Source organism: Corynebacterium sp. HMSC075F02, from assembly GCF_001838335.1.
Classification (GTDB): domain Bacteria; phylum Actinomycetota; class Actinomycetes; order Mycobacteriales; family Mycobacteriaceae; genus Corynebacterium; species Corynebacterium jeikeium_D.
Map to the genome: position 1 here is coordinate 1 of NZ_KV836310.1, position 23,284 is coordinate 23,284.

Consider the following 23,284-nt stretch of genomic DNA (forward strand, 5'->3'; position numbering starts at 1 on the left):
GGCATGCGGACACACTTTTCTTTACTTAACCCTTACTTAACCCTCAACGGGCCCTACAAAAAAATCACCGCGAGAAAATTCTCGCGGTGATTTCACTGTGCCAGATGATGGATTCGAACCAACGAAGGCAATGCCGACGGATTTACAATCCGCTCCCTTTGGCCGCTCGGGCAATCTGGCGTGCACTCTTAAACGGTGCGAATGGAATGCTACCCACTACTCTGTCATTTACACAAATCGGCAGGTCGAGAGGATATTTCCCTACCTGGATTCACCCCTCAGCAGAACTCACCCCAGAGCAGAGCTCACCTCAGAGCAGTGCTCGCCCCTAGGCCCATCTCGCCGATGGAGCTCAATCCACTACCCCACGCGCTCCACGGTGTAGCGAGCAACGTGACGCAGGGCCTCCTTGGCCGCACAGTCAGGAAGGTCAGCGATGACGCGGTCGGACTCATCCAGCAGTTCATTGACCTTCTCCATCGCGCGAGCCACACCGTTGGTCTGAGCCAGGAGCTCGAGGGCCTCGTCGACAAGCGCGTCGTCGGAGACTGGGCCGACGAGAATCTCGCGGAGGCGGTCAGCGGCTGGGGTGTCCTCCTGCAGCGCGTAGAGAACCGGCAGCGTGAAGACGCCCTCGCGCAAGTCAGTGCCCGGAGTCTTGCCGGACTGATCGGTATTGGAGGAGATGTCGATAATGTCGTCGACAATCTGGAAAACGATACCGATTAGTTCGCCATAGCGGCGCAGCGCGTTGGAAATCTCGGCGGACGCACCGGCGTGATAGGCGCCGAGATAACCGGCCGATGCGATGAGCACACCGGTCTTTTCGGCAATGACCTTCAGGTAGCGCTCGATGCGCTCTTCAATCGGCAGGTCCAAGTCGTTGAGGCACTCGCGCATCTGACCTGTGACAAGAACACCGAAGGTCTCAGCGAAGTGAGCCACGCTCTCGGAGCCGAGCTCTGCCAGCAGGCGGGACGCAGCAGCGAAGAGGTAGTCACCGGCCAGAATGGCGACGGTGTTGTCCCAGCGCGAGTTTGCGGAGGGCACGCCGCGGCGCTTATCCGCTTCATCCATGACGTCGTCGTGGTAGAGCGTCGCCAGGTGCGTCAGCTCCAGCACCGTCGCGGCGGTGATGACCTTATCGCACTCCGGGTTCTCACCGAACTGCGCGGCCAGCATGGTAAACATCGGGCGGAAGCGCTTACCACCAGCGTGAGCTAGGTGGGAAACCCGCTCGACTAGGAAGTCCTCGCCGCGCCCCAGCTCGGTAATCAGGAGGTCCTCGCTCTTGCGCATTCCCTCGGTGATTGTTGCTTCCAGCGCCTCATCAACGAAGTGAGAACTAGTGGCGGTGTGCTCACCAGTGCCCTGAGCACTTCCGGAACTAAGCCCGGAGTAGTCTCCAGTACGCATTCGAGACCTGCCTAACTGACGATAAAAGATAAGAAACTGCTAAATAAACTACCTTACGAGCATAGTGGCTAGCAGACCAGTTCCCATATTTGTTTCAACGTCGTTATACGCTGGGGCAATGACCTCAAGCCCGATTTCGCGAGTTTCCCCCACGTTCGACGGCACCGTCGCTCTACCCAGCAGCACTGACGTGCTCATTGTTGGCGCAGGCCCCACCGGCTCCGCAGCCGCAATTCACGCCGCCCGCGCCGGTTTTTCGGTCACTGTGGTCGACTCCCAGCGCTTCCCGCGCGACAAAACTTGTGGCGACGGGCTCACTCCTCGTGCCATCGCTGAGCTACGTCGTCTAGGGCTTGACGACGAGCTCCTGCGCCGCAACCGCAACCGCGGACTCAAGCTGCACGGCTTCGGCGGCTCCATCACCGCACCTTGGCCAGATGATGCCTCCGGCACTTTTCCCGCTGTCGGATCCGCGATGTCGCGAGTTGAGCTCGACACTTTCTTGCTCAATGCCGCCGCTGATGCCGGTGCGCAGGTCTTTGATGGAGTCGCAGCGCGGAAGGTGGTTCTCGGAGCGCTGAACACTGGCGGCACGCGGGGGCACGGCGTGCGCGCGGTGGAGCTTTCCGACCACGAGGGCAAGCCACACACCATCTCGGCCCGCTGGTTGCTCGTGGCCGATGGGGTCCGCAGTACCGTCGGCAAGCAGCTGGGGCGTGCGTGGCATCGAGACAGCGTCTTTGGCGTGGCCGCACGGTCGTATGTCAGCTTCGACAGCGCAGACGTAGCGGATGACTGGATTCACTCGCACCTGGAACTGCGCGACTCCGAAGGGCATACGCACCCGGGCTATGGCTGGATTTTCCCGCTGGGCGAGGGCCGGGCGAATGTGGGGTGTGGGGCGCTGGCGACATCGGCACGCCCGGCGCGCACGAACGTGAAGAAGTTGCTGCGTGAGTACCACGGACAGGTGCGCGATCAGTGGCAGATGAGCGAGCCGGAGCACGTGACGTCGGCGCTGCTGCCGATGGGCGGTGCCGTGTCGAATGTGGCGGGGCCGAACTGGGCGTTGCTCGGTGATGCTGCGTGCTTGGTCAACCCGCTCAACGGTGAGGGCATTGACTACGGCATGGAGTCGGCGCGGCTAGCGGTGGAGCTGATTAGTTCGATTGGTGCGGGCCGCGATGGGCTGACGCACTCCTGGCCCGCCCTACTTCGCGACCACTACGGCACCGGCTTCTCGCTGGCTCGCAAGTTGGCGCTGACGCTGACGTACCCGAGCTTCCTTCCCACGGTCGGCCCGCTGACCATCGGCGCCCCGTGGGGAAGCCAGCTCATGGGTGTTGCCGCACGCCTGATGGGAAACCTGGTCACGGAACACGACCGCGACGTAGTGGCGCGACTCTGGCGCGCTTCGGGGAGGACAGCGCTGGCCTCCGATAAGTGGTTCGGGCGCCAGCCCTGGCAGTAGGAATCGCTTTACGACGGACCCTGCGACCCAGCCCGACTGAGAGCTAGCGAGCTACTGCACGGGCTTGGTTGCCGAGTGCAGCGCTGCGATACCGAAGGTGAGATTCTGCCAACCGGCATCCTCCCAGCCAGAGGCATTGATGTCGCGGGCAAGCTGCGGCTGGTTTGGCCAGGCGCGAATCGACTCCGCCAAGTACACATAGGCCTCCGGGTTCGAGGAGACGACCTTGGCGATCTGCGGAAGTGCCCGCATCAGGTATTCCTTGTAGAAGGTGCTGAACACCGGCACCACGGGGGTGGAGAACTCACAGACTGTTAGCTGGCCTCCGGGCTTGGTCACGCGGGCTAGTTCGGCGAGGCCCGCCTTGTAGTCCACGATGTTGCGCAGACCGAAGCTGATGGTCACCGCGTCGAAGGTGTTGTCCGGGAATGGCAGCTTCATGCCGTCACCGCAGACCTTGGGAACATCGCGGTGTGCACCGGCCTTGAGCATGCCTCGGGAGAAATCACAGGCAACGACGTATGCGCCAGACTTTGCCAACTCCACTGATGAAACAGCCGTACCGGCGGCCAGGTCGAGGACTTTCTGGCCAGGCTGCAGGTTCAGGCGCTTTGCCGTGCGCACGCGCCAGTAGTGGTCAATGCCACCGGTGAGCACGGTATTAGTGATGTCGTAATTCTTCCCCACGCCGTCGAACATCGAGGCGACTTCGCTGGGATTTTTCGTTAAATCAGCCCTAGACACGATGTCCAGATTACGCGACCGACTTCTGACGCGTAGCAGCACCTGCACGGGAGGCATCAATCGCATCTGCTGCGACCTTGCTTGACGTCTCGGCCGCGGAAACCCCAGAAACCTCCTCGTAGTGGCGAACCAGGTCTGCACACAGTGCTTCCCAGGTGCGTTCGGTCACGGTGTCGCGGCAGCGGTTGCGCAGCTGCTTGCGTGCCAGCTCATCGTCGACGAGCAGTAGCTTGTCGACCGCCTCAGACAGATCGCGGGTGAAAGTCTTGGGTTCCAGCAGGTAGCCGTTGACGTCGTTGGTAATCAGGTCGCGCGGGCCGCCTGCGTTCGGAGCGATGGCCGGCACACCGGAGGCGTGGGCTTCCTGTACCGCCTGGCAGAAGGTTTCAAAGTCACCAGTGTGGACGAACACGTCCAGACTGGCGAATGCCGCTGCCAACTTATCGCCGGTGAGCTGTCCGGTAAAGACGGCATTCGGCATCTGCTTCTGCAGCTTCTGCAGCTCCGGGCCATTGCCGACAATGACCACCTGGATACCATCGCGGCCGTTCAGCGCTGCCAGCCGCTCCACAGACTTCTCCGCCGCGAGCCTGCCGACATAACCAACAATCGGCTTGCCCTCCGGGCTCCACTGCTTCCTGAGCTCTTCACTACGCTTTGTCGGGGTAAAGCGAACCGCATCAACACCGCGGCCCCAGCGGTAGACGTCACGAATTTTGTGATCCTGCAGGTCCTCAATAGTCGGCGACGACGGCGCCAGCGTTCGGGCGCAGGAGTTGTGAATCACGCGCGTCCACAACCACGCGGCCGTGGAGAGCCCCGCCAACTTGTAGTTCTTGGCAAAACCCGCAACGTCCGTCTGATAGATGGCCACAGCCGGGATGCCCAGTGCCTTGGCAGTCAGCGCGCCCGCACCACCGAGCACAAATGGCGAAGCCAAGTGGACAACATCCGGCTTAAACTGCGTCAGCGCCGACGCTACCCGACGGTTCGGCACACCAATCGGCAACGAATCAATCAACGGCACCATCACAGTGGGCACACGCTCAATGCGGTAGTCGCAGTAGAACTCTGCCTCTTCCTGCCAGTCCCGAGCACCCGGCGCAATCACCAGCGCCTCGTGTCCTTCACGGCGTAAGTGTTCCAACACCCGCAGCACGGAGTTTGTCACTCCATTGATGTTGGGCAAGAAGCTTTCAGCAATGATGGCAACGCGCATGGTGCTAGTTTTCCATCTCGTCGGAAAGCGAAAGTGACCCTCTGTTTACCTTTTGGGGATCTCTTTGTAAACGACGGGTTGCGCGCAACGACAACCACCACAACGGCGCGACGACGATAAACGCAACCGAAGCGATGCTGGTCGCCGGGAGAAGCGACAACGTCCATGTGCGTCCGGCGACGCGGACGACATTGGGATCAGTGCGGTCGTATTCGACGCGGACGCGCTGCCCCTCTTCCAGACCAACGGGATAGAGCAAACCGGTTGGTGGCGACTGAAAATCACCATTCTCGTCGACGAAATCAACCGTGGTGCGAAGGAGCTCGACCGAGCGCACATTGGCTACGGACTGCCCCATGTTCGACTCGATATTGCGGTCATTAATGAAGCAGCCAACCACCATGGCCAGACACGACAACAGCAGGCAGATGATTACAAAAAGCAGTACCTGACGAAGGAGGCGCGGCCAATTGGCCAGGGCAGTTTTCCACTGCATGGCGGTCGCGACCTCCTATTTTTCTGTCCCTGATTGTTTCCAGCTCTGATTGGATGCTGCCGGCCGGCTAGTGCTTGTCCAGCACCCCAATCTCCGCATTGTATGCCAGCTTGTGGTGCAACTGCCGACGCGTCGCACGTGTGGTCGCCACCTCGATGACGCGGATGCCGTCGACATCGGTATCCGGGTGCAGCTGCGCGAGCAGATCTGGGAGGCGGTCGACACGCACGTGCTCGACTCCGTAAGCCTGGCAGATGCCCTCAAAGTCCACGTCCTGCGGCGTGCCGAAGATGCGCTCAAAGCTTCCCCGCAGAGCCGGGCTGCCCGCCTCCAGCGTCTCGAAAATACCGCCACCTGCATCATTGGCCACCACGATGGTGAGGTTTTCCGGCCTCGGCTCCAGCGGACCAATCGCCAACGCTGCGGAGTCGTGCTGGAACGTCAGGTCACCCATAAGTGCAATCGTCCGCGGCGGGCGGATCTCGTCGGCATGCTCGCGGTCGGACGCCAGCGCAATACCGATTGCCGTCGCCACCGTGCCGTCGATGCCCGCGGCACCTCGTCCCGCATACGTGTTCACACCCGGGAAAGGCAGGCCCGTGTACGACGCATCGCGCACCGGGTTCGACGCGCCCAGCACCACATTGTCACCCGTGCGCAGGCTGTCCGTCAGAGCCGCCGCCACATGAAATCCGGTCAGCGGTTCCTCCGCTTCAATCGACTCGGTAAGCGTCTCTCGCACGGACTTCACCGCCAACTCGCTGGCGGCCTCACAGATTTTCGTCCACTGCGGGTCCTGCTCCCCCACAGTCTGCACATGCCTAACGACGGCCCTTGCGTTCGCCGTCACATCCGGGAACTCCACCCCAAAACCGTGGTTTTCCGCTTCGGAGACAACGGTCAGCTCGATATCCGGATTGGCCAGCAGCTTAGAGATACCTCGGTGCAGCGTCGGCCTGCCGACCAACACAATCTGCTCCGGCGGAATCTGCGCGAAAGTGCCCGCCGCGAGCGGGTGCACCGGGTGCGCCGGCGCATACGCATTCGGCTCAGCGATGGTTGGCAGATCCTCCAGTTCTGGCAGGTGCGAGGCATTCGAACCCGCAATCACGAGTGTGCGGCGGCTGATGTCAATTGTGGCTGTGCTAGCCGCGTTGGCCGGGCCGGTTGCGGTGGCGGCCACGCCGACGTTGTTGCTGTTGGTAGGCGCAATCGTGGTCCAGGGGCCGCCATCGGCGCGGCCCTCGGGGATGTCGGCGACGGAGTCGTCGTCAGGCACGAGCGGTTCGACAAAACGGACGTTAAGGTGGCCGGCGCCGGATGCCATGGCGGCGACAACGCGATCAATGCGAGCGCGGATCTGCGCGGCGGTGGCCTTCGTGACCGGGGCGGTGCCGTCCAGATCGAACTCGACGACGGAGGCATCAGCGAACAGGCGGTCCTGGACGATGGTCTGGTTCGCGCCAGTGCCGCGATAATGCGCGGGGCGGTCGGCGGTCAGTGCCAGCAGCGGAATGCCCGACGCGGTGGCTTCCACCATGGCGGGCACGAGGTTCGCCACTGCTGTACCGGACGTTGTAATTACCGGGGTCACCTTGCGGGTGCGCGAGGCCAGGCCGAGGGCGAGGAAGGCGGCGGAGCGTTCATCGATACGTACGTGGAGGCGAACCTTCGCCGCGTCGGCGGCCTGGACCAGAGCGCGGGCGAGCGGGGCGGACCGGGAACCCGGGCACACCACGGCATCGACCATGCCGAGACGCAGCAGCTCATCGACGATGAGGCCCGCTACCACTGCGGATGGGGCTTGTGTGGACTGGACGGCGTGAGTGGTTTCGACCGCGCCGGTGTCCGGGTCTTGAGAGGTGTCCTGGTTATTGTTCACACTCAATAGGCTACTTGCCGGGAGTTACTGACTAGGTTTATGTCAGTTTGGAAGCCGTTTTTCGGGCTCAAAGTGTCATAAACCTAGTCACTTTCTTGGCGTTATAGATGGGCGTACGCCGCGCGGAGGCGGTCGAACCACCAATCGCGGCGGGGGCCCGGCGCGGCGAGCTCGGCCAGGCGGGAAGGGTCGGGAGCGGGGTTGGTGACGGGCAGTCGGCCATCGATAAGTGGCCGGGGCTCGATGACGTCCTCGATAAACAGCGAGGACGTGGCCAAACCCGCCGCGTTCGGCTCCGGCTGCAGCTCTGTGGCAGGCAGGGCCGCCGCCGTGAACAAACCGGCGGCCATGCCAACACCGGTGTCCAAAGCGCTGGCGGCGGTCACCTTCATCTCCAGTTCCTCGGCCAACCGAAGCAAGCGGCGTGGTCCACCAAGGGGCGCGACCTTCATTACGCCCACGTCAGCAGCCTGCTCGCGCGCAACCAAATACGGGTCCTCGGCCTTGCGAATCGACTCATCGGCAGCAACCGGGCAAAACTCCCCCACTGCGTCGCGGACCTCGCGCAGCTCGGCGACAGTCGCAACGGGCTGCTCCATGTACTCCAGCGGCCCCAACTCATGAGCGGCGCGGATGGCCTGCTCCACCGACCAGCCACGATTCGCATCCACCCGCACCACAGGTTCATAGCCATAGGCTTCCGCCACCGCGGTGCGGACGGCGGCTACGCGCTCGATGTCGTCGTTAAGCGATTGGCCGCTCTCTGCGACCTTGACCTTAAACGTGCGGCACCCGGGGTAGCGCGCCACGACCTCCGGCACCTGGTCGGGTGTGACGGCGGGGATGGTGGCGTTGACCTCGACAAACTCGCGCTTCGGGATGGGCAGGCCGACGTATGCGCATTCGATGGCCGAGCGCAGCCACGCGGCGGCCTCGGACGCCTCGTATTCCAGGAAGGGAGCGAACTCGCCCCAGGTGACGGGGCCGTCGATGAGGAGTGCCTCGCGAGTGGTGACGCCACGGAATTTCACTGCCATGGGCAGAGCCACGACGTGGGCGCGGTCGAGGATGTCGTCGATTGGCGGAAGCTGGATGTTGGGCGCAGCGGACACACACATACCCCTCATGCTAGAGACCTTTATGCTGGAAGCCATGACTGATACCGCGAAGTACTCGACCGATAACCCCTTCCGCCCCGAGCAGTGGAAGACGGTTGATGGTTTTGAGGATTTGACCGACATCACCTACCACCGCCACGTCGGCGAGGGCCGCGAAAACGGCATTGTGCGTATTGCGTTTGATCGCCCGGAGGTTCGTAACGCATTCCGCCCGCATACCGTCGATGAGCTCTACCGCGCGCTCGACCACGCGCGTCGCACCCCGGATGTCGGCGTTGTGCTGCTGACCGGTAACGGCCCGAGCACCAAGGACGGTGGCTGGGCATTCTGTTCGGGTGGTGACCAGCGCATTCGCGGTCGTTCCGGCTACCAGTACGCCACATCCCACGAGCATGACGACGCTACCGCGGACGCATCCACCATCGATACCGCGCGTGCCAAGGTCGAGGGTGGCCGCCTGCACATCCTGGAGGTGCAGCGCCTGATTCGCACTATGCCGAAGGTTGTCATTGCCGTGGTCAATGGTTGGGCCGCAGGTGGCGGACACTCCCTGCACGTGGTGTGTGACCTGACACTGGCATCCCGCCAGGAGGCCCGCTTTAAGCAGACCGACGCTGACGTGGGATCTTTCGATGCCGGCTATGGCTCGGCCTACCTGGCGAAGCAGGTTGGTCAGAAGTTTGCCCGCGAGATTTTCTTCCTCGGCCGTTCCTACGACGCTGAGACCATGCACCGCATGGGCGCTGTCAACGAGGTCGCCGACCACGCTGAGCTGGAAGATGTCGCGGTGGAGTGGGGCCGCATGATCAACGGTAAGTCCCCAACGGCGCAGCGCATGCTGAAGTTCGCTTTCAACCTGACCGATGACGGACTGATGGGCCAGCAGGTCTTCGCGGGCGAGGCTACTCGCCTGGCGTACATGACCGACGAGGCCGTCGAGGGCAAGGAAGCGTTCCTGGAAAAGCGTGACCCGAACTGGGACGAGTTCCCGTTCTACTACTAGGGGCAGTTAGGGGGGGCGCCGGCTGGGGCGCTCGTCGGGCCCTGCACTTTAGCGCTCATTCGTGGCTGTAGAACAGCCGAGAGCGTGCGCTACAGTCACGGGTCTGCGCTAGAGTGCCTCCGACGCTTCGACCGCCAGCCCGCCATTGCGAGTCGGGAGCACCGCACCTTCTACCTGATAAACCTCTCGCAGCATAGCTTCATTAATGACCTCTGCCGGAGGCCCTGCACTGCTGACCCGACCATCGGCTAGAACAACCACATGTTCGCAAAAGCGCGCCGCTTGCCCCAGGTCATGAAGTGTCATCACTACCGCGCAGGGCAATTCCCGCGCACACTTGCGTACCTGCCCGAGAAGCATCAATTGGTTACGCAGGTCGAGTGCGCTGGTGGGCTCGTCGAGAAGCAATACCCGAGGTCGTCGCACAACCGCCTGCGCAAAACTCACCAACTGCCGCTGTCCCCCAGACAACTCAGACATCAGCCGCGATGACAACGCAACCAACCCAAGTCGTTCAATGGTGGCCTGCACTTCTGCCCGCACTGTGGATCCGACACGCAGTGCGGAAAACCCAGAAAACGACTGTTGCCGGGCAAGCAGGACGCTTTCGTACACGGTCAATGAGCTCAGCGGCGGAGGGTCCTGTGGCAAATATAGAGATCTTTCAGCACGTACCTGCCCCGAGCAGTTTTCAAGGCCCGCCAAACACCTCAGCAGTGTCGATTTGCCAGCTCCGTTGGGACCGACCAACGCAGTCACGCTTCCCATCGGAAGAGGCCCAACGTCGACATTGTGCAGGACATGATGGCCGTCGTAAGCAAAAGACACTCCTCGCGCGCTAAGAGCGGACGATTCTGGAGGGGTTTCGCCGAGGGGTTTACCGTCAGGTTTACTGGGGCTGTCGTGATGACCATGTACAGCGTCGTTCCCGACAAAGCGACTTGCCTTTAGCCAACCCACATTTTCCTCCTCTGGCCAGCGATAATCGCGACAAATACGGGCACTCCTACAATTGCGGTAATAATGCCTACGGGAAGAATTACACCCGGTTGAATCACCTTCGACACTGCCGATGCCGCAACCAGAAGCAGCGCCCCTACCAAAGTCGAAGCAGTAAGAAAATAACGTTGATCTTCGCCTACCAATAAGCGCGCAACGTGTGGGCCGACGAGACCGATAAATCCAATCGTACCGGCCATCGACACAGCGGTTGCCGCCATAAAGGACACCACGATAAGGGTCAGCGCACGCAGTCGATCAACGTCTACGCCAAGGGCTTTTGCGCGGTCATCGCCCATCCGGAATGCAGTCAGCGACCAGGCATTGAGGTAAAAGAAGAGTAGCCCCATCACGAATATCACCGCGAGCAACGCAATCTGCGTCCAGTTCGAGCGGGTGAGACTACCCATCGTCCAGAACACAACCTGTTCCAACTGCGTCTCCGAGGCCAGGTATTGCATCAGGGCCAGTAGAGCGTCGAAAAAGAATACAATCGCGATACCGAGGAGAATCATCCCCTCGACTCCTGGGCCACGAAATCGGGAAAAGAGCAGAATCGCAGCGCAGGCCAGCATCGCGAACACCCACGCAGTCCCGGCCATCCCCAGCACCGCACCGATTCCCTCAGAAGCGAAGCCGGTGACCACAGCCAGGGCAGCACCGAATCCGGCCGCCGCTGACACGCCCAGGGTGTACGGCTCGGCCAGGGGATTTCCCAGAATTGTCTGCATTTGTGAGCCCGCCGCTGCCAGCGTCGCTCCGACGAGCACTGCAGTCACGGTCATCGGAAGCCGAATGTCGAAAACAATCTGGTGGTCAATGGGTCGCGCACCAACCGGATGGGTCAATGTATGCAAAACTTCGCTGGCAGGCATGCTACCGCCACCGAGTAGAAAGTCAGCAAGCGATGTCAAAGCCAACACCACAGTAATCAGAGCGATTATCACCCACTTCTTCCGTGCTGCGCGCTGATACCAGTGAAAAGTTGACTGCACCATTACTCTATCAGGGCTGACTTCCTGCTCCCCGCGAACGGCGTCTCCGCTCCCCTGCGTTGTTGCCAGGTTTCCGTGCGAAACTTGCATGTTCGACATCACTCCAGCCCAGTCCAGAAGGTGCCCGAGGCCTCGATTGGCAGGAACTTATCGTGCAGGTCCTGTACCTCTCGTTCAGTGTCAATGTCGCCGAACAAGTCCGGGTGCATGGCCTTTGCAAACATCTCGACTGCCAGGAAGTTATATGGCGAATCGTAAAAATGATGCCATGCGACGAAAGTACGCTTACTTTTCACCGCGTCGACTTCACGCACAGCGGGTTGCTTACCGACGACATCGTGAAGGGCCTTTTGCGCCTCTTCCTTCGATTCCGAGTAACCCAGCGGTACGTAATTTCCTTCCTTGACCGGAGTCTTACCCTGATCCCAGTCTGCGCCTGTGGCAATGATGACTTCAGGATTCTTCCCGGCCAATGCCTCTGGCGATACCTGCCCTTGCTTCGCATCAATCATTTCGTCGCCAAGGTTTAGTCCACCGGCAAAATTGACAATCTGCGCCAGGTTGGACTTGGCGAAGGTTGAGCAGCAGTCAAAGTAACCGGGTGCTCGCCACAGGAATGTCGGTGTCGGTGCTGGTTTCTTCTCGGCAAGGCGGTCAGCGACCTTGTTGACCTTCTTCTCGTAGTAGTTGATAAAGTCTTCCGCCTGCTTTTCACGCCCCAGCAGTTGTCCCATCATTCGAATACTGGGCTCGGTGTTTTTCACTGGGTCAATGAAGTAGTCGACAGTCACCGTCGGCACGCCTGCCTTTTCTAATCCATCAACGATTCCAGCATCTTTAGCCGCGTCGAAGACACCCGCATTTACTACGAAGACATCGGGTCGGGACTCCAGAGCCTGTTCCAGCGACATAGTGTTGTTGTAAATCTCGCCTGTGGTCGGGATGTCCTTGATCTTGGGGAACTTCTCAACGTAGCGGTCGTAAGTGGCTTTGTCGTTTTCCTTCAGGTCCTCTGGCCAGGCAACGATCTTGTCAGTTGGATTGTCTGGGTTCAGAAGCGCCGTCGTGTAAAGCATCTTCTGCCCGCCCATCAGGATTCGCTCGACATTCTGCGGGACTTTAACTTCGCGTCCTAGCGCATCGACGACGGTACGCTTCTCACTGCTAGCGGATGCGTCTCCATTTCCATCTGAGCAAGCGGCGAGAAGGACGAGCGACATGCATAGGAGTACCGCGAAAAGCACCCTTGCGGGGAAGTCACGCAGTAGCACGCTTGGAGTAAGAGGAGAACTAACCTTCATTTTCTTCTTTCCGGAGCAGGCGGTCAGTCGACCGCATATTCAGCTCCTCGGATCCCCTTCGGTAGAGGGAAAACGTCATCTTTACGTGGATGGTTCAGACTATTTCTGGATGGGTGTTACGAAGCTTCGGCCGTCACACGGAACTAGTGGGTTGCAGGTGACGCTGCAGAGCGCGGTAAAGCAGAGCAGCGGTCGTGGAAAAGCCAAGGATGAGCCCAACCCAAACGCCATATCCTTCCCAACGAAGGCCAAGGCCAAGAATCAGGAGAGCTGGAACCCCCACCGCCCAGTAGCCCCAAAGGGTCGCACTGAGACCCGACTTCGTGTCGCGCAGCCCACGAAGGAGCCCCACCAGCACGTTCTGGGAGCCTTTAGCGAACTGCTGAAGCACGGCAAGGCACAACAAGATTGTCGCTATATGGCGTACATCGGGATTGGCACTAACGTTGGAATCAGTAAGGAACAGTCCAACGACGTACTTGCCCAGTAGCAACCAGAGCAAACCGACGACGGCAAGATAAATACCCACTGCGTGCAAAACCCGACGTGATACCTGTTTGACTGCCTCGGCACCATCCGCTAATGCACGGCTGACCAGTATAGATCCTCCGTGCGAGAAGCCGATACATACTTGGTAGACGATATAAGCGAGTTGGTTAACAACGGTGTGCGCTGCCAGCATGACTGGGCTAACCAGGCCCATCGCTAGACCTGCGATAGTAGTAATCGCAGCTTCAGAGCCGTAGGTAAGCGAAACTGGAATCCCAAGCCGAATAATGCGCCTCATGCATGCTGCGTCGCCGGGCCTCGGAATGACCGCGAAGAATTTCCGTAGCTGACGGTCTCTTTGCAGCAAGCCAGCAAAGGACAGCAGGGTAAAAACCTGGACGCAGGTGGTCGACAGACCGATGCCCACCAGTCCCCATGCAGTTCCCCATTCATTGACACTTGTTAGCCGGAGGAATCCAGCGTTGAGAGCAGCGTTGACAACGATGGAGATGAGCGTAACCACCAGCAGAGAGCCCGGCCGACGCATGCCGACTGCAAACTGCCGCAGGACATTGAGCCAAATCATCGGGATAAGGCCTGGTGCAAGCGCGACCGTCATCGAGAACGCTAGCTCGGCAACAGTGTCGTCGATGGGCAAGATGAGTGCAAGCGCACCAAATGAAATCACGATGAGGCCACCAATGATTGCAGTTGCGGTACCGACGGCCATGCAACTGCGTACCGCTTGGCGGATTCGCTCAGCCGCAACTTCCTCGCCTGTCTTTTCCCACTCCGACGCGGCCTCGGCTACTAGGTTGCCTCCGGCGGTGACCATACCGACACACATGGTGCGAATCTGGTTGTAGAACTGCATTGCGAGTCCGCCGCCGGCAATTGCCACTACACCGAGGGTCTGCAGCATCAGCACATCGGTCGTGGTTAGCGCAACCCCCGCTAGCTGAACGCCCGCGATGGGTAGCGCAAGCGAATAGACATCACGGTAGGACACGGTTTGCTGGCCAATTGCACGAGCTGGTTTTATCACCCGGCCACCTCGAAGGAACTAGCAATGGCACGAGAATCACCATAGGCTCTGAGCATTCGCGAAACTTGACGCTCCATAACTTCTGAATACAAATGATTTTTCTGAAGCCAATCAGTATCAAAAATTGTGTCGAGATATTTCTCACCAGCATCACAAACAATGACGACCATTGTTGTTCCTGCCTGAAACTCGTGTAGATGACGCAAACCTTCGTAGATTGCAGCACCTGCTGTGCCTCCAACCATGAGCCCATGTTCCCTAGCCAACACTCGGGCCACAGCGAATGCCTTGACATCGCTAACTTTGACTCCATGGTCGATGAGGTTGTAGCGGACGTTATTGCCGATTTTGAAACCCGACGGAGCACCGGCACCTGATTGCTTATATGCCCCTGGCACCCCACCAAAAATGATGGAGCCTTCGGGTTCAACAGCCAACGACTCGGCGGTATGCCCAAGCTTCCTCAGATGTTCCGTTGTACCGCACAACGTCCCGCCCGTTCCGATTGCCGCAACGAGAACGTCAACCTTTTCTGGGATTTGCTCATCGAGTTCGTATGCAAGCTGCCAGTAACCAGCTGGGTTGTTGGGATTATTGTGCTGATCTGGCCACCATGCATCCGAGGTCTCGGCGACAATTTCTGCGGTCTTCGCACGTCTAAGGCTCGTAGACGGAACACAGGATTCTTTATCCCCGACGAAGACCAACTCTGCTCCAAGTGCTTGCATGGAACGCAGCTTGTCCTTAGCAGCGTGATGATCCACAATCGCCGTAAACTTGTATCCCCGCTGAGAGGCCACAAATGCCAGACCTAAACCAGTGTTTCCACTAGTGGGTTCAATGATTCTTCCGCCCGGCTTGAGCTCGCCGGAGATCTCCGCAGCAACAATCATCTCCAGCGCCATTCGCACCTTTACGCTTCCCGTCGGATTTAGGCAATCCATCTTCAGTAATAACCGGCTTCCGGATCCGGTATTACACAGTTCAAGAATTGGCGTGTTTCCAATTAAACTACAACTCTCAAGCGAACATGTTGCGCAAGGTTTTCTTAATTTTTTTTCAGAATATGGAAAATCAATCATGACAGACCCCAATTAGACATTTAAACCAATTCCCGATATAAAGGCCTATCTATTTTCGGCAAGCTTCCCCGACCTTCCCAAACAAACCGCATGGGCAGGCGAATTTGATGAAATTCGCTTTCATTTTTGTCCATCTGATAACCAGCCGTATTGTGATAAATAACCAAATCCCCAACTCTCGGAATTCGATTCATTTGGACCTTTCGCCAAGTGAGCATGTCATATTCCATACAGCTACTTCCGCCAACACAGACACCAACCGAGCGCGATAGACAATTACTGCCACCGCTAGGCCTGCCCATGTAATTGGCGCCATCATCTGAGCCGGGATTCTCCCATAACGTCATGTCAGGCATGTATTCACTGCCTTTCCATTGCTCAGAAAGGCTCATACTTAAACCCGCAACAGTAATAATTATGTAGTCGTCTCTCCATTTCACACCCTGAATTGGAAAAACGCTCAATCCACAACCATCTAACGCCGCTCGGCCTGGTTCAATGGCCAACTGAAATCGCCCATTTTTTAGCCGTTCCGCAAGCGAAGTGCTAGTTTTATCAATCCTCTCAACTGAAGGCGAATTAGCTACTCCTGAAAGAATTTCATCTAACATTTCAGGGCCATCATTGCCCTGCCCACCATACGGATAAAGCCCTTCTGGAATTCGACCAGAATGAAAATAGTCTCGCTTATCCGGTGAATCAATAACCTTTTCCCGAAACATTTCCCACTGGGATGGCTCACAATACTGAACCGAAAATCCTCCACCTATGTCCAGCATCTCTGCCGTCCATCCTTTAATTCGAAGAATTTCCATAAAATCCAAAGCTTTATGTGCTTGGCGGTTACGCTGAGCGGGACTGTATCCGTTCAAATGGAAGGTCACGCCCCTACAGTCAATCCCATTACTAGATTGTTCTCGCAGGGCCTCAAGCTCTCGAAGCCACTGTGCCATGGAGGTGCCGAAGCGAGTCTCAGGCTGTTCTTCAGGCAGTAACCTAATCAACACCGGAGCATCAACGACTCCAAGATCCTTAGCCAGCGAATTAATTCGGAATAGTTCGCTCGGAGAATCTACTGCAATTAGAACTCTCTGCCTGAGAGCAAGAGTCAAAAGCGATTGCGATTTTTCCGCACCCGTAACAACTAAGTCGGCAGCACACACACCAGCGCCTAAAGCGCCGGTGAGCTCCTCCCCGCTCGCAACATCTACGCGATGCCCCTCTTCGGCGACTGCGGGGATCCAGCACGCAGACTTATTTGCTTTGTGAGCGAAGTAGATATGCGAGTCGACTCCGTGACGCTCGCAAACAGCAGCAAAAGCATTCAAATTCTGGCGAAAAACCTGAGTATTTAGAACATGAAAAGGCCCTGCCGCTAGTGTGGCTAAACGAGTTAGTTCCGAGACGCCGTCACTTGGAATTGACAGTAAATCTTTCGCCCAGTCACGTTGTTTCGGGACCAGGGTCGAGGTCTTGGGCACAGAGGGTGTAGAAGCAAAAGTTTTATCGTTCACTTTTCATTTCCCGTAGTGCCGACAGCGAGCGTTACGACCATAGCGACACCTCCGTACCTCGCCCAGCAGAAAATGCACGAACCGCAAGTTCCTGAGCAACTGGAATATCCGTAATAATCATTCCCGTCGAGAATGCAAAAACTCGGTCAGTTTCATTCGTGCGCCCTGGGGCCTTTCGCGCGAGAATATCGGGTAGTGTTGCATCCAATTCCACTTCTTTGCCCTGGAGCAATCGCTGCCCAACTAGCTCGAACTGTCCGGCACTAGTAGCAATTACCCTGTCTGCAGCAGCAACAGCACCATCCGCAATTCCCTTGGAAGCAACAGAAATTAGCAGCCCACCTTCGGGAATCCATTCAGTTTGAATCGATGGGTGCCAGGCACGACCGGAAGCAACTACGGTGATATCGCTGCTTTGAACTGCCTTCATAACAGAAGCATCATCGCGTTCAACTAGTTCGATATTCCGCTCGGGAAACCAGTGATTAAGCGACTTCCGGCTTTTTTCTAATCCTCCCGGATGAGTTCCATGCAGCTGTAGTTTTTCGAGGCTCGGCACTGCTGTGACCAAGTAGGAAAGTGTGTTAACTGACTGAATCCCAGTGCCAAAAACAGTCACAGTCTTCGCATCAGCGCGTGCACATTCTCGCGCAATCAATGCTGTCGTAGCGGGAGTTCGCGAGGCTCCAACTTTTTGGCAGTCCATTAGCGCGTATGGCATGCCGCTTTCATCGTCGTAGAGACTAATGGTGGTGTAGTACTTATCTGGGTTGTCGCTTCCGTGGCGATAAGAGGTCTTGTATCCAACGAGATCACGGTTGGCATCAAAACCGAGCATCGAAAAAGCAATCGAGTCCCGGCTCTCAACCGGTAAGTCAATCATCATTTTTGTCGGGCACTGCGAGGAACCTTCCGCGAATGCCAAGTATCCATCTTCTACTGCACGGATAACCAGCGAAGGTTCGAGTTCGATATCTTCCAAGTCCGATCGGGTCAAAAGTCGAAGCTTTGGAGTTTTTGAATCAATCAATAGAAGTCCTTCAAGCAAGTAACGATTGATAGCCAACCATTCAACCAACAAAAGGAGAGCCTACACTACCTGTCATAGGTATGGCTACCCTAATTCCTAAATTCTATCGGCGATCACAGGCAGTGAAGGTTCAATGACTCCAAGCTGGGCGCTAAGCAATATCGCTACTCTAAGGCGACGACGCCGTCGCACACGGCGGCGAGAAGCCTGTGTTCATGGCTAATCATGAGAACACCGCCGCCAGATACGGCGAAATCCCGGATGACCTCGACGATTGCCGCGGAGTTGGCGGCGTCGAGCATGGCGGTCATCTCGTCGCAGATGAGGTAGCGTGGACCGGCGGCCAGGGTGCGAGCGACTGCGGCACGCTGGAGCTGCCCGTCTGAGACCTGGCTAGGGAAGCGATCGAGAAGGTCCGGAGTCAGCCCAACGTTTCGGATGAGCTCGTCGATGTCCACACTTTTCCCGGTTCGCTGACCATCCCGTCGCCCTTGCCGCCCCTGTCGTGCGGCTGAGCGAATGGTGCGCCCCAAAGTCATCCGCGGGTCGCAGGACCTTCGGGGAGACTGAAACACCATCCCAATCTGGCCACGAACCCGCTGCCCGGCGCGGCTGCGCACAGCGCCGACCGGCACCCCGTCGCAGAAGCACTGCCCTAAATCGGGCACTTCCAGGCCTGCGAGGATACGGCCGAGCGTGGACTTGCCAGCCCCCGAAGGCCCACGAAGCCCGACGATCTGCCCTGGATCAACCCTGATGGAAACGTCCGATAAAACGACTCTCGCAGAGCCGTCCTTGGCGCCGAATGACTTCGACACGTTCTCGGCGACCAGCGCTTTGCCACTCGCCTGCGCGTCACAGCTCACCGAAGCCTGCTCACTCACCAACGCCTTACTCACCACAGCCTCCTCGTTCATTTCCCCGCCTCCTCGAGCCTGCGCGCGTAGCAATAGTCCTCGTCCAGGTTCGTCAAGCTCGGCACCACGCCGGGCATCGGCCGCATGCCGTTTTCGGGCAGCGCTGCGAGCAAGTCGCGCATGTATTCGCTGGCTGGGGCCTCAATCACCTGTTTTGCCGGTCCCGTCTCCTCAAGGCGCGATGCGTACATCACTGCAACTCGGTCGGCGATGCCGCTATCGCGCAGCTCGGAAATGTCGTGCGTAATTAGCATGACTCCCACACCACTGTCGGCGATTTGGCGAAGCATGCGCAGCAGGGCCATGGTCAGGTCGGGGTCGAGGGAGGCCGTCGGCTCGTCAGCAATCACCAGAGCAGGGTCGCCAGCCAGGGCGAATGCCACTGCTGCGCGCTGCGCCATACCCCCGGAAAGTTCGTGGGGATACAGCGCCGCGACCTCCGCATCCAGGCTGACTCGCCGCAGCATCTCCTCCACCGTGTGGTTGCGTCCCAGAACGGAAATTGTTTCTTTTAGCTGTGCCCCGACCGTGCGCACCGGTGTCAAAAACGTCGCCGCCGACTGCGGTACTAGCGCGATTTGCCGCCCCGCCAGCTCCTCGTCAGTGCGAGCAAGGCCCGCGCCGGTACGTCGCCGCGCCAGAATTTCGATGGGCTCGGCGTTCCTCTCCGCTTCTGCACCACTGTCAGCTGCCCCTTCGCGCGGATAGAAACGCACCTGCCCCTCTACTCTCGCGTGCGGCGGCAGCATGCCAACCACCGCCGAGGCAATAATCGACTTTCCGCAGCCCGACTCACCCACAACCGCGACGACCTCTCCCCTACCCACAGTCAGGGACACGCCCGTCGCGGCATGCACCACGTCACCACCGCGCAGGGGAATCCGCACTGTCAGTCTCTCAATGTCCAGCAGCTTCTCTCGCTTGCCGACGCCCTCCCGAGCACTCACACCAGCACCTCCTGTCCGGTCACCCGCTCCTTCAAATGCGTGCCGACGGCCGCAATACACAACGTTGTGGCGACGAGGAAAAACGAGGGAAACACCAAAATCCACCAATGGCCGAGAAGCAGGGCGCCCTCGGCGTCGGCAAGCAGAGTCCCGAGAGACGGCTTGTGCGGCGGCAGGCCCACCCCAAGGAAAGACAGCGTCGACTCGTGCCAGATTGCGTGCGGGATCAGCAAGATAAGGCCGACCAAGGACTGCCCCAGTGCCGCCGGAACAACGTGCCGAGCTAGCACGCGTGCGCGGCTCATTCCGGACAGGAGCGCGGCCTCGACGAACTCGGCGCCCCGCAGATGCAGCACGGACGCACGGACCGTTCGGGTGATGGTCACCCAGTGCGTCAGTACCAGGGAGATGATGATTGCGGGGACCGAGCCTCGGAAAAGGCTGACGATGAGCAGCCCCAGTAGCAGGTGCGGCAGCGCGTTGGTGACGTCGGCGCTGCGCATAATGACGCGGTCGACGCGCCCGCCGAGCATGCCTGCGGTAACGCCGAGGACGATACCGACGATCGCCGAGCACACTGCCGTGACCAGTGCAATGAAAAGGGAAATGCGCATTCCCGCAGCAACTCGAACGAAAACGTCGTGCCCCTTCGAATCGGTACCGAAGAAGTGCTCAGGCCCCGGGGCGACACCGGAATTGGCGAAGTCGGTGAGCACCAGGTCGGAGTCGTGAAACAGCGGAGTTAAAAAGGCGTAGGCAGCGATGAGGACCAGGCACGCCACGGCCACGACCGGGGCGACCGGCCTCTTTGTCGTTTTAAGCATCTGCATCCACCCGTGGGTCGAGGACGACGAAGGCGACGTCGGCAAGCAGATTTCCGAGCAGGACGATAGCCGTCGTCGCGATAGTGAGAATGCTCAGCAGCGGAAAGTCCAAGCTCTGAGCCGATTTGACCAGCGCGGTTCCGAGCCCAGGCCACGCGAAGACCGCCTCCACCAGTGTCGATCCGACGACCAGCTCAGACAGTCGCGCGCCGATGAGCGCGAGGAAAGGCGGCACTGCGGTCGGCAGGATATGGGAGAAAATGATCGTTCGGCGCGGAATGCCGCGGACCTGCGCTCCGGTGACCGCGCCGGAGTCCATGACCTCGACGATGGACTCACGCAACGACAGCACCAGCCACGGCACCTGCGTAATCGCAAGAACGACAGCTGGCAGCGTAAGGTGCGCCACTGTAGAGGAGAAAGTCACGGGCTCGCCCGGGTAGGTCAGGCCTCCGGTGGGAAATAGCTTCCAGGCCAACGCAAAAAGGCCGAGGCCGCCGAGTGCAACGACGAAGGGCGGGGTCGCCTGAATCACCGTCGAGATCGACAGGACTAGCCGGTCTAGCACTCCCCCGCGCCGCACCGCAGCCCACAGTGCCAGAACGAATGACAGCGCGATAGCTCCGGCAAGTCCGCAGGCGCCGAGCAGCATCGTCCACGGCAGACGCTCGGCGAGCACCTGCGTCACCGGCTGTGAGTAGGACCTCGAAATGCCAAGGTCGCCCACCGCCAGGCCCTGCAGCCACACCAACCACGACTCCCACCAGGGCCTATCCAGCCCCAACTGGTGAGAAATCGAGACTCTCTGCGCTTCGGTCAGGTTGCCCGCCTGACCTTTGAGATACGCATCCAAAGGGTCGAAGGGGCTCACCGCCGCCAGCGCGAACACTGCTGCCGTCACCGCCACAACGATGGGAACGGCTACCAGCACTCGCCTCACGACGATTCCTGCGACCTGCCGTTTCCGGCTCTTGAAACGGGGTTGATGCTCAGAGGGGTGTAGACGCGGGTGTGAGTGCGGGCGCGAGCGAGGGTGAGGACGTGGGTGTGGCTCGGCTTTTGTCATTTACTTGTGCCATGCCCCCAGGTTGAACCACGGGCCGAAGTTCAGGCCGTGGGCATGGGGCTCAAGGATGGCATCCGGGTGCGTGTAGCCACGGTCGCGCTCGACATAGACATGGTCAACGTAGACCAGCTGCAGCATGGCGGGCTTTTCGGCGTAGAGCTTCTGAATCTTACGGTAGAGCTCGTCTCGCTTGGCCTGGTCCGCTTCGACGCGCGCCTGGTCGAGCAGCTTGTCGATCTCCGGGTTGACGTAGTCGGAGCCGTTATCCCACTTGGCACCGGCACCCGGCTCAGCGTACTTGGAGTGCAAGATTGAGTAGATCTGGCCGTCGACGGAGTACGGGGTACCGCCTCCTCCCAGCATGACCGGGGTCTTGGCGTAGTCCTCGCGGGTGACAGACTTGGAATCACGGGCGACCGGATTGACCTCAATGCCGACCTTCTTCAGGTCGGAGGCTGCGGCCAACGTCAGGTCTGTGCGGGCGTGATCGCGGTTCGGGAAGTAGATGACATCGAACGCGGCGCGCTGGCCGTCCTTGACGCGGATGCCGTCCGAGCCCTTCTTCCACCCGGCGTCGTCGAGAAGCTTCTCGGCCTTCGCGGTGTCGTGCTTGATCTCGGCGGTCGGGTCGTAGGCGTCGCCGTAGAAGTCCGCGAGGAAGGTGGAGTTCGGCTTCGCGTGGCCCTTCATCACGTCTTTCGCCATGGCCTCACGGTTGACAGCCAGGTTGACCGCATTGCGGATTGCCTGGTCACCGGTGACCGGGTTGCCCGCTGGAAGGGTGATTCCGCGCCAGTCCGCCGAATGCGCCGACTCGACCTTGAATCCCTCCTGGCCTTCAAATTCCTGCGCCAACGCCGGCTCCATAATGGTTCCGTCGCCCTCGCCGCCGCGCAGCTGCTGAGCACGGGAGTTTTCGTCCTGATTGACTCGGTAAATGACTTTCTTCAGCTCAGGGGCCCCGCCGTGATAATCCTCGCGGGCCGTGAAGATGGCCTCGTCGGCACGCAAAGATTCGAGCTTGAACGGGCCAGTTCCCACGGGCTTGGTATTGAGATCTGAGTCCTCGGCGGGCTTCAAATCATCGAAGTTGAAGGCCTCCGACGGGGCGATGCCGTTGAGGAGCTGGTGATCGAATTCCGCGTACGGGATATTCAGCTCGAAGACGACCTTGTCTCCGTCGGCGTGCACCTCATCGAGCATTTCCCAGTTCGGAGCCTCAGAGGAGGCCGAGCGCTCGTCGAGGATGGCCTTGTAGGTCGCCACGACGTCCTCCGGCCCGAAGGTGGTCCCGTCGGAGAAGGTGATTCCGTCCTTGATTGGAACGGTCCACGTTTTGTTGCCATTGCTCGGCTCGGCGGGGCCGGAGGCTAGCAGAGGCTCAAAGTCGACGGGCTTCGTGGAGGTGTCACCCGACACCGGCTTGAGCCGGAAAAGGCCCTCGTAGACCGGGGAATCGCCGGACCTGCTGTAACCAGCAACCGGGTTGTATCCGCCGGTTTCGTTGTTATCCAGCAGGACCAGGGTCTGCTCGGCGCTGGCGCCGGAGTCCCCGGCGGCACCGGAGGCGGACTTATCATCGGGGTTCGAACAGGCGGTCAACCCGAGGCCACAAATCGCAAGTGCAGAGACCGAGACAGCCAGGGTTCGCCCCGTGCGGGTAGAAAACATTTACTCCCCTTTATTGAAGGATAGGCACAACTAAGTAGTAACCGTTTTCATTATC

20 protein-coding genes and 1 tRNA gene are annotated in these 23,284 nt (G+C 59.3%); 2 read left to right on the forward strand and 19 right to left on the reverse strand.

Annotation, left to right across the window (positions count from 1 at the left end):
• Positions 1 to 98 precede the first annotated feature (98 nt).
• A tRNA-Tyr gene (locus tag HMPREF2920_RS03795) sits at positions 99 to 180 on the reverse strand.
• 180 nt (positions 181 to 360) lie between these two features.
• On the reverse strand, positions 361 to 1,416 hold the full coding sequence (locus tag HMPREF2920_RS03800; protein ID WP_070566360.1) for a polyprenyl synthetase family protein: 1,056 nt from the start codon (positions 1,414 to 1,416) through the stop codon (positions 361 to 363).
• A gap of 118 nt (positions 1,417 to 1,534) precedes the next feature.
• Here HMPREF2920_RS03800 and HMPREF2920_RS03805 point away from each other — a divergent pair, with 118 nt between their 5' ends.
• Positions 1,535 to 2,887, forward strand: coding sequence for a geranylgeranyl reductase family protein (locus tag HMPREF2920_RS03805; protein WP_168163878.1), 1,353 nt, complete (start codon positions 1,535 to 1,537; stop codon positions 2,885 to 2,887).
• 51 nt (positions 2,888 to 2,938) lie between these two features.
• Here HMPREF2920_RS03805 and HMPREF2920_RS03810 read toward each other — a convergent pair whose 3' ends face one another.
• The 5 genes from HMPREF2920_RS03810 to HMPREF2920_RS03830 all read right to left on the reverse strand — a co-directional run bounded on the left by HMPREF2920_RS03810 (position 2,939) and on the right by HMPREF2920_RS03830 (position 8,355).
• Positions 2,939 to 3,631, reverse strand: coding sequence for a demethylmenaquinone methyltransferase (locus tag HMPREF2920_RS03810; protein WP_070601339.1), 693 nt, complete (start codon positions 3,629 to 3,631; stop codon positions 2,939 to 2,941).
• 10 nt (positions 3,632 to 3,641) lie between these two features.
• Positions 3,642 to 4,850 (reverse strand): glycosyltransferase family 4 protein, encoded by a 1,209-nt coding sequence (locus tag HMPREF2920_RS03815; RefSeq protein ID WP_070601338.1) that lies wholly within the window; start codon positions 4,848 to 4,850, stop codon positions 3,642 to 3,644.
• A gap of 4 nt (positions 4,851 to 4,854) precedes the next feature.
• Positions 4,855 to 5,346, reverse strand: coding sequence for a DUF3592 domain-containing protein (locus tag HMPREF2920_RS03820; protein ID WP_070601337.1), 492 nt, complete (start codon positions 5,344 to 5,346; stop codon positions 4,855 to 4,857).
• A 67-nt stretch (positions 5,347 to 5,413) separates the two neighbouring features.
• Complete coding sequence (menD, locus tag HMPREF2920_RS03825) at positions 5,414 to 7,228, reverse strand: 2-succinyl-5-enolpyruvyl-6-hydroxy-3-cyclohexene-1-carboxylic-acid synthase (RefSeq protein WP_083308229.1); 1,815 nt, start codon at positions 7,226 to 7,228, stop codon at positions 5,414 to 5,416.
• 101 nt (positions 7,229 to 7,329) lie between these two features.
• Positions 7,330 to 8,355 (reverse strand): o-succinylbenzoate synthase, encoded by a 1,026-nt coding sequence (locus HMPREF2920_RS03830; RefSeq protein WP_070601336.1) that lies wholly within the window; start codon positions 8,353 to 8,355, stop codon positions 7,330 to 7,332.
• A 13-nt stretch (positions 8,356 to 8,368) separates the two neighbouring features.
• Between HMPREF2920_RS03830 and HMPREF2920_RS03835 the strand changes: the two genes are divergently transcribed.
• On the forward strand, positions 8,369 to 9,349 hold the full coding sequence (locus HMPREF2920_RS03835) for a 1,4-dihydroxy-2-naphthoyl-CoA synthase (protein ID WP_016422029.1): 981 nt from the start codon (positions 8,369 to 8,371) through the stop codon (positions 9,347 to 9,349).
• A 108-nt stretch (positions 9,350 to 9,457) separates the two neighbouring features.
• On the opposite strand, the gene HMPREF2920_RS03840 is transcribed toward HMPREF2920_RS03835, so the two are convergent.
• The 12 genes from HMPREF2920_RS03840 to HMPREF2920_RS03895 all read right to left on the reverse strand — a co-directional run bounded on the left by HMPREF2920_RS03840 (position 9,458) and on the right by HMPREF2920_RS03895 (position 23,229).
• Complete coding sequence (locus HMPREF2920_RS03840; RefSeq protein ID WP_080969612.1) at positions 9,458 to 10,117, reverse strand: ABC transporter ATP-binding protein; 660 nt, start codon at positions 10,115 to 10,117, stop codon at positions 9,458 to 9,460.
• A 179-nt stretch (positions 10,118 to 10,296) separates the two neighbouring features.
• Entirely contained in the window at positions 10,297 to 11,346 is a 1,050-nt protein-coding gene (locus HMPREF2920_RS03845; RefSeq protein WP_042389120.1) for a FecCD family ABC transporter permease, read from the reverse strand.
• A gap of 95 nt (positions 11,347 to 11,441) precedes the next feature.
• Positions 11,442 to 12,563, reverse strand: coding sequence for an ABC transporter substrate-binding protein (locus HMPREF2920_RS03850; protein ID WP_224783767.1), 1,122 nt, complete (start codon positions 12,561 to 12,563; stop codon positions 11,442 to 11,444).
• A gap of 214 nt (positions 12,564 to 12,777) precedes the next feature.
• Complete coding sequence (locus HMPREF2920_RS03855; protein WP_016422025.1) at positions 12,778 to 14,178, reverse strand: MATE family efflux transporter; 1,401 nt, start codon at positions 14,176 to 14,178, stop codon at positions 12,778 to 12,780.
• Positions 14,175 to 15,260, reverse strand: a complete 1,086-nt coding sequence (locus HMPREF2920_RS03860) for a PLP-dependent cysteine synthase family protein (protein WP_246816263.1) — start codon at positions 15,258 to 15,260, stop codon at positions 14,175 to 14,177. The genes HMPREF2920_RS03855 and HMPREF2920_RS03860 overlap by 4 nt, the downstream gene beginning before the upstream one ends.
• A 20-nt stretch (positions 15,261 to 15,280) precedes the next feature.
• Complete coding sequence (locus HMPREF2920_RS03865; protein WP_016422023.1) at positions 15,281 to 16,774, reverse strand: type III PLP-dependent enzyme domain-containing protein; 1,494 nt, start codon at positions 16,772 to 16,774, stop codon at positions 15,281 to 15,283.
• Positions 16,775 to 16,805: 31 nt separating this feature from the next.
• Positions 16,806 to 17,804 (reverse strand): ornithine cyclodeaminase, encoded by a 999-nt coding sequence (locus HMPREF2920_RS03870; RefSeq protein WP_070653449.1) that lies wholly within the window; start codon positions 17,802 to 17,804, stop codon positions 16,806 to 16,808.
• 164 nt (positions 17,805 to 17,968) lie between these two features.
• Positions 17,969 to 18,721 carry an ABC transporter ATP-binding protein gene (locus tag HMPREF2920_RS03875; protein WP_016422021.1) on the reverse strand — a complete coding sequence of 251 codons (753 nt, stop codon included), beginning with the start codon at positions 18,719 to 18,721 and terminating at the stop codon, positions 17,969 to 17,971.
• Entirely contained in the window at positions 18,718 to 19,668 is a 951-nt protein-coding gene (locus HMPREF2920_RS03880; protein ID WP_016422020.1) for an ATP-binding cassette domain-containing protein, read from the reverse strand. The genes HMPREF2920_RS03875 and HMPREF2920_RS03880 overlap by 4 nt, the downstream gene beginning before the upstream one ends.
• A complete protein-coding gene (locus HMPREF2920_RS03885) occupies positions 19,665 to 20,492 on the reverse strand; it encodes an ABC transporter permease (RefSeq protein WP_016422019.1) in 828 nt (275 codons plus the stop codon). Before HMPREF2920_RS03885 ends, HMPREF2920_RS03880 begins: the two co-directional genes overlap by 4 nt.
• A complete protein-coding gene (locus HMPREF2920_RS03890; RefSeq protein WP_224783768.1) occupies positions 20,485 to 21,423 on the reverse strand; it encodes an ABC transporter permease in 939 nt (312 codons plus the stop codon). Before HMPREF2920_RS03890 ends, HMPREF2920_RS03885 begins: the two co-directional genes overlap by 8 nt.
• Positions 21,424 to 21,558: 135 nt before the next feature.
• Positions 21,559 to 23,229 carry an ABC transporter substrate-binding protein gene (locus tag HMPREF2920_RS03895; RefSeq protein ID WP_016422017.1) on the reverse strand — a complete coding sequence of 557 codons (1,671 nt, stop codon included), beginning with the start codon at positions 23,227 to 23,229 and terminating at the stop codon, positions 21,559 to 21,561.
• Positions 23,230 to 23,284 lie beyond the last annotated feature (55 nt).

What these genes read in the sequence shown, in the direction of transcription:
- HMPREF2920_RS03845 (WP_042389120.1), bottom strand. Translation starts at nt 11,346, where the DNA reads ATGGTGCAGTCAACTTTTCACTGGTATCAGCGCGCAGCACGGAAGAAG.
- HMPREF2920_RS03835 (WP_016422029.1), top strand. Translation starts at nt 8,369, where the DNA reads ATGCTGGAAGCCATGACTGATACCGCGAAGTACTCGACCGATAACCCC.
- HMPREF2920_RS03875 (WP_016422021.1), bottom strand. Translation starts at nt 18,721, where the DNA reads ATGAACGAGGAGGCTGTGGTGAGTAAGGCGTTGGTGAGTGAGCAGGCT.
- HMPREF2920_RS03860 (WP_246816263.1), bottom strand. Translation starts at nt 15,260, where the DNA reads ATGATTGATTTTCCATATTCTGAAAAAAAATTAAGAAAACCTTGCGCA.
- HMPREF2920_RS03830 (WP_070601336.1), bottom strand. Translation starts at nt 8,355, where the DNA reads ATGAGGGGTATGTGTGTGTCCGCTGCGCCCAACATCCAGCTTCCGCCA.
- HMPREF2920_RS03885 (WP_016422019.1), bottom strand. Translation starts at nt 20,492, where the DNA reads ATGCTTAAAACGACAAAGAGGCCGGTCGCCCCGGTCGTGGCCGTGGCG.
- HMPREF2920_RS03895 (WP_016422017.1), bottom strand. Translation starts at nt 23,229, where the DNA reads ATGTTTTCTACCCGCACGGGGCGAACCCTGGCTGTCTCGGTCTCTGCA.
- HMPREF2920_RS03840 (WP_080969612.1), bottom strand. Translation starts at nt 10,117, where the DNA reads ATGGGAAGCGTGACTGCGTTGGTCGGTCCCAACGGAGCTGGCAAATCG.
- HMPREF2920_RS03850 (WP_224783767.1), bottom strand. Translation starts at nt 12,563, where the DNA reads ATGTCGCTCGTCCTTCTCGCCGCTTGCTCAGATGGAAATGGAGACGCA.
- HMPREF2920_RS03820 (WP_070601337.1), bottom strand. Translation starts at nt 5,346, where the DNA reads ATGCAGTGGAAAACTGCCCTGGCCAATTGGCCGCGCCTCCTTCGTCAG.
- HMPREF2920_RS03805 (WP_168163878.1), top strand. Translation starts at nt 1,535, where the DNA reads ATGACCTCAAGCCCGATTTCGCGAGTTTCCCCCACGTTCGACGGCACC.
- HMPREF2920_RS03815 (WP_070601338.1), bottom strand. Translation starts at nt 4,850, where the DNA reads ATGCGCGTTGCCATCATTGCTGAAAGCTTCTTGCCCAACATCAATGGA.
- HMPREF2920_RS03800 (WP_070566360.1), bottom strand. Translation starts at nt 1,416, where the DNA reads ATGCGTACTGGAGACTACTCCGGGCTTAGTTCCGGAAGTGCTCAGGGC.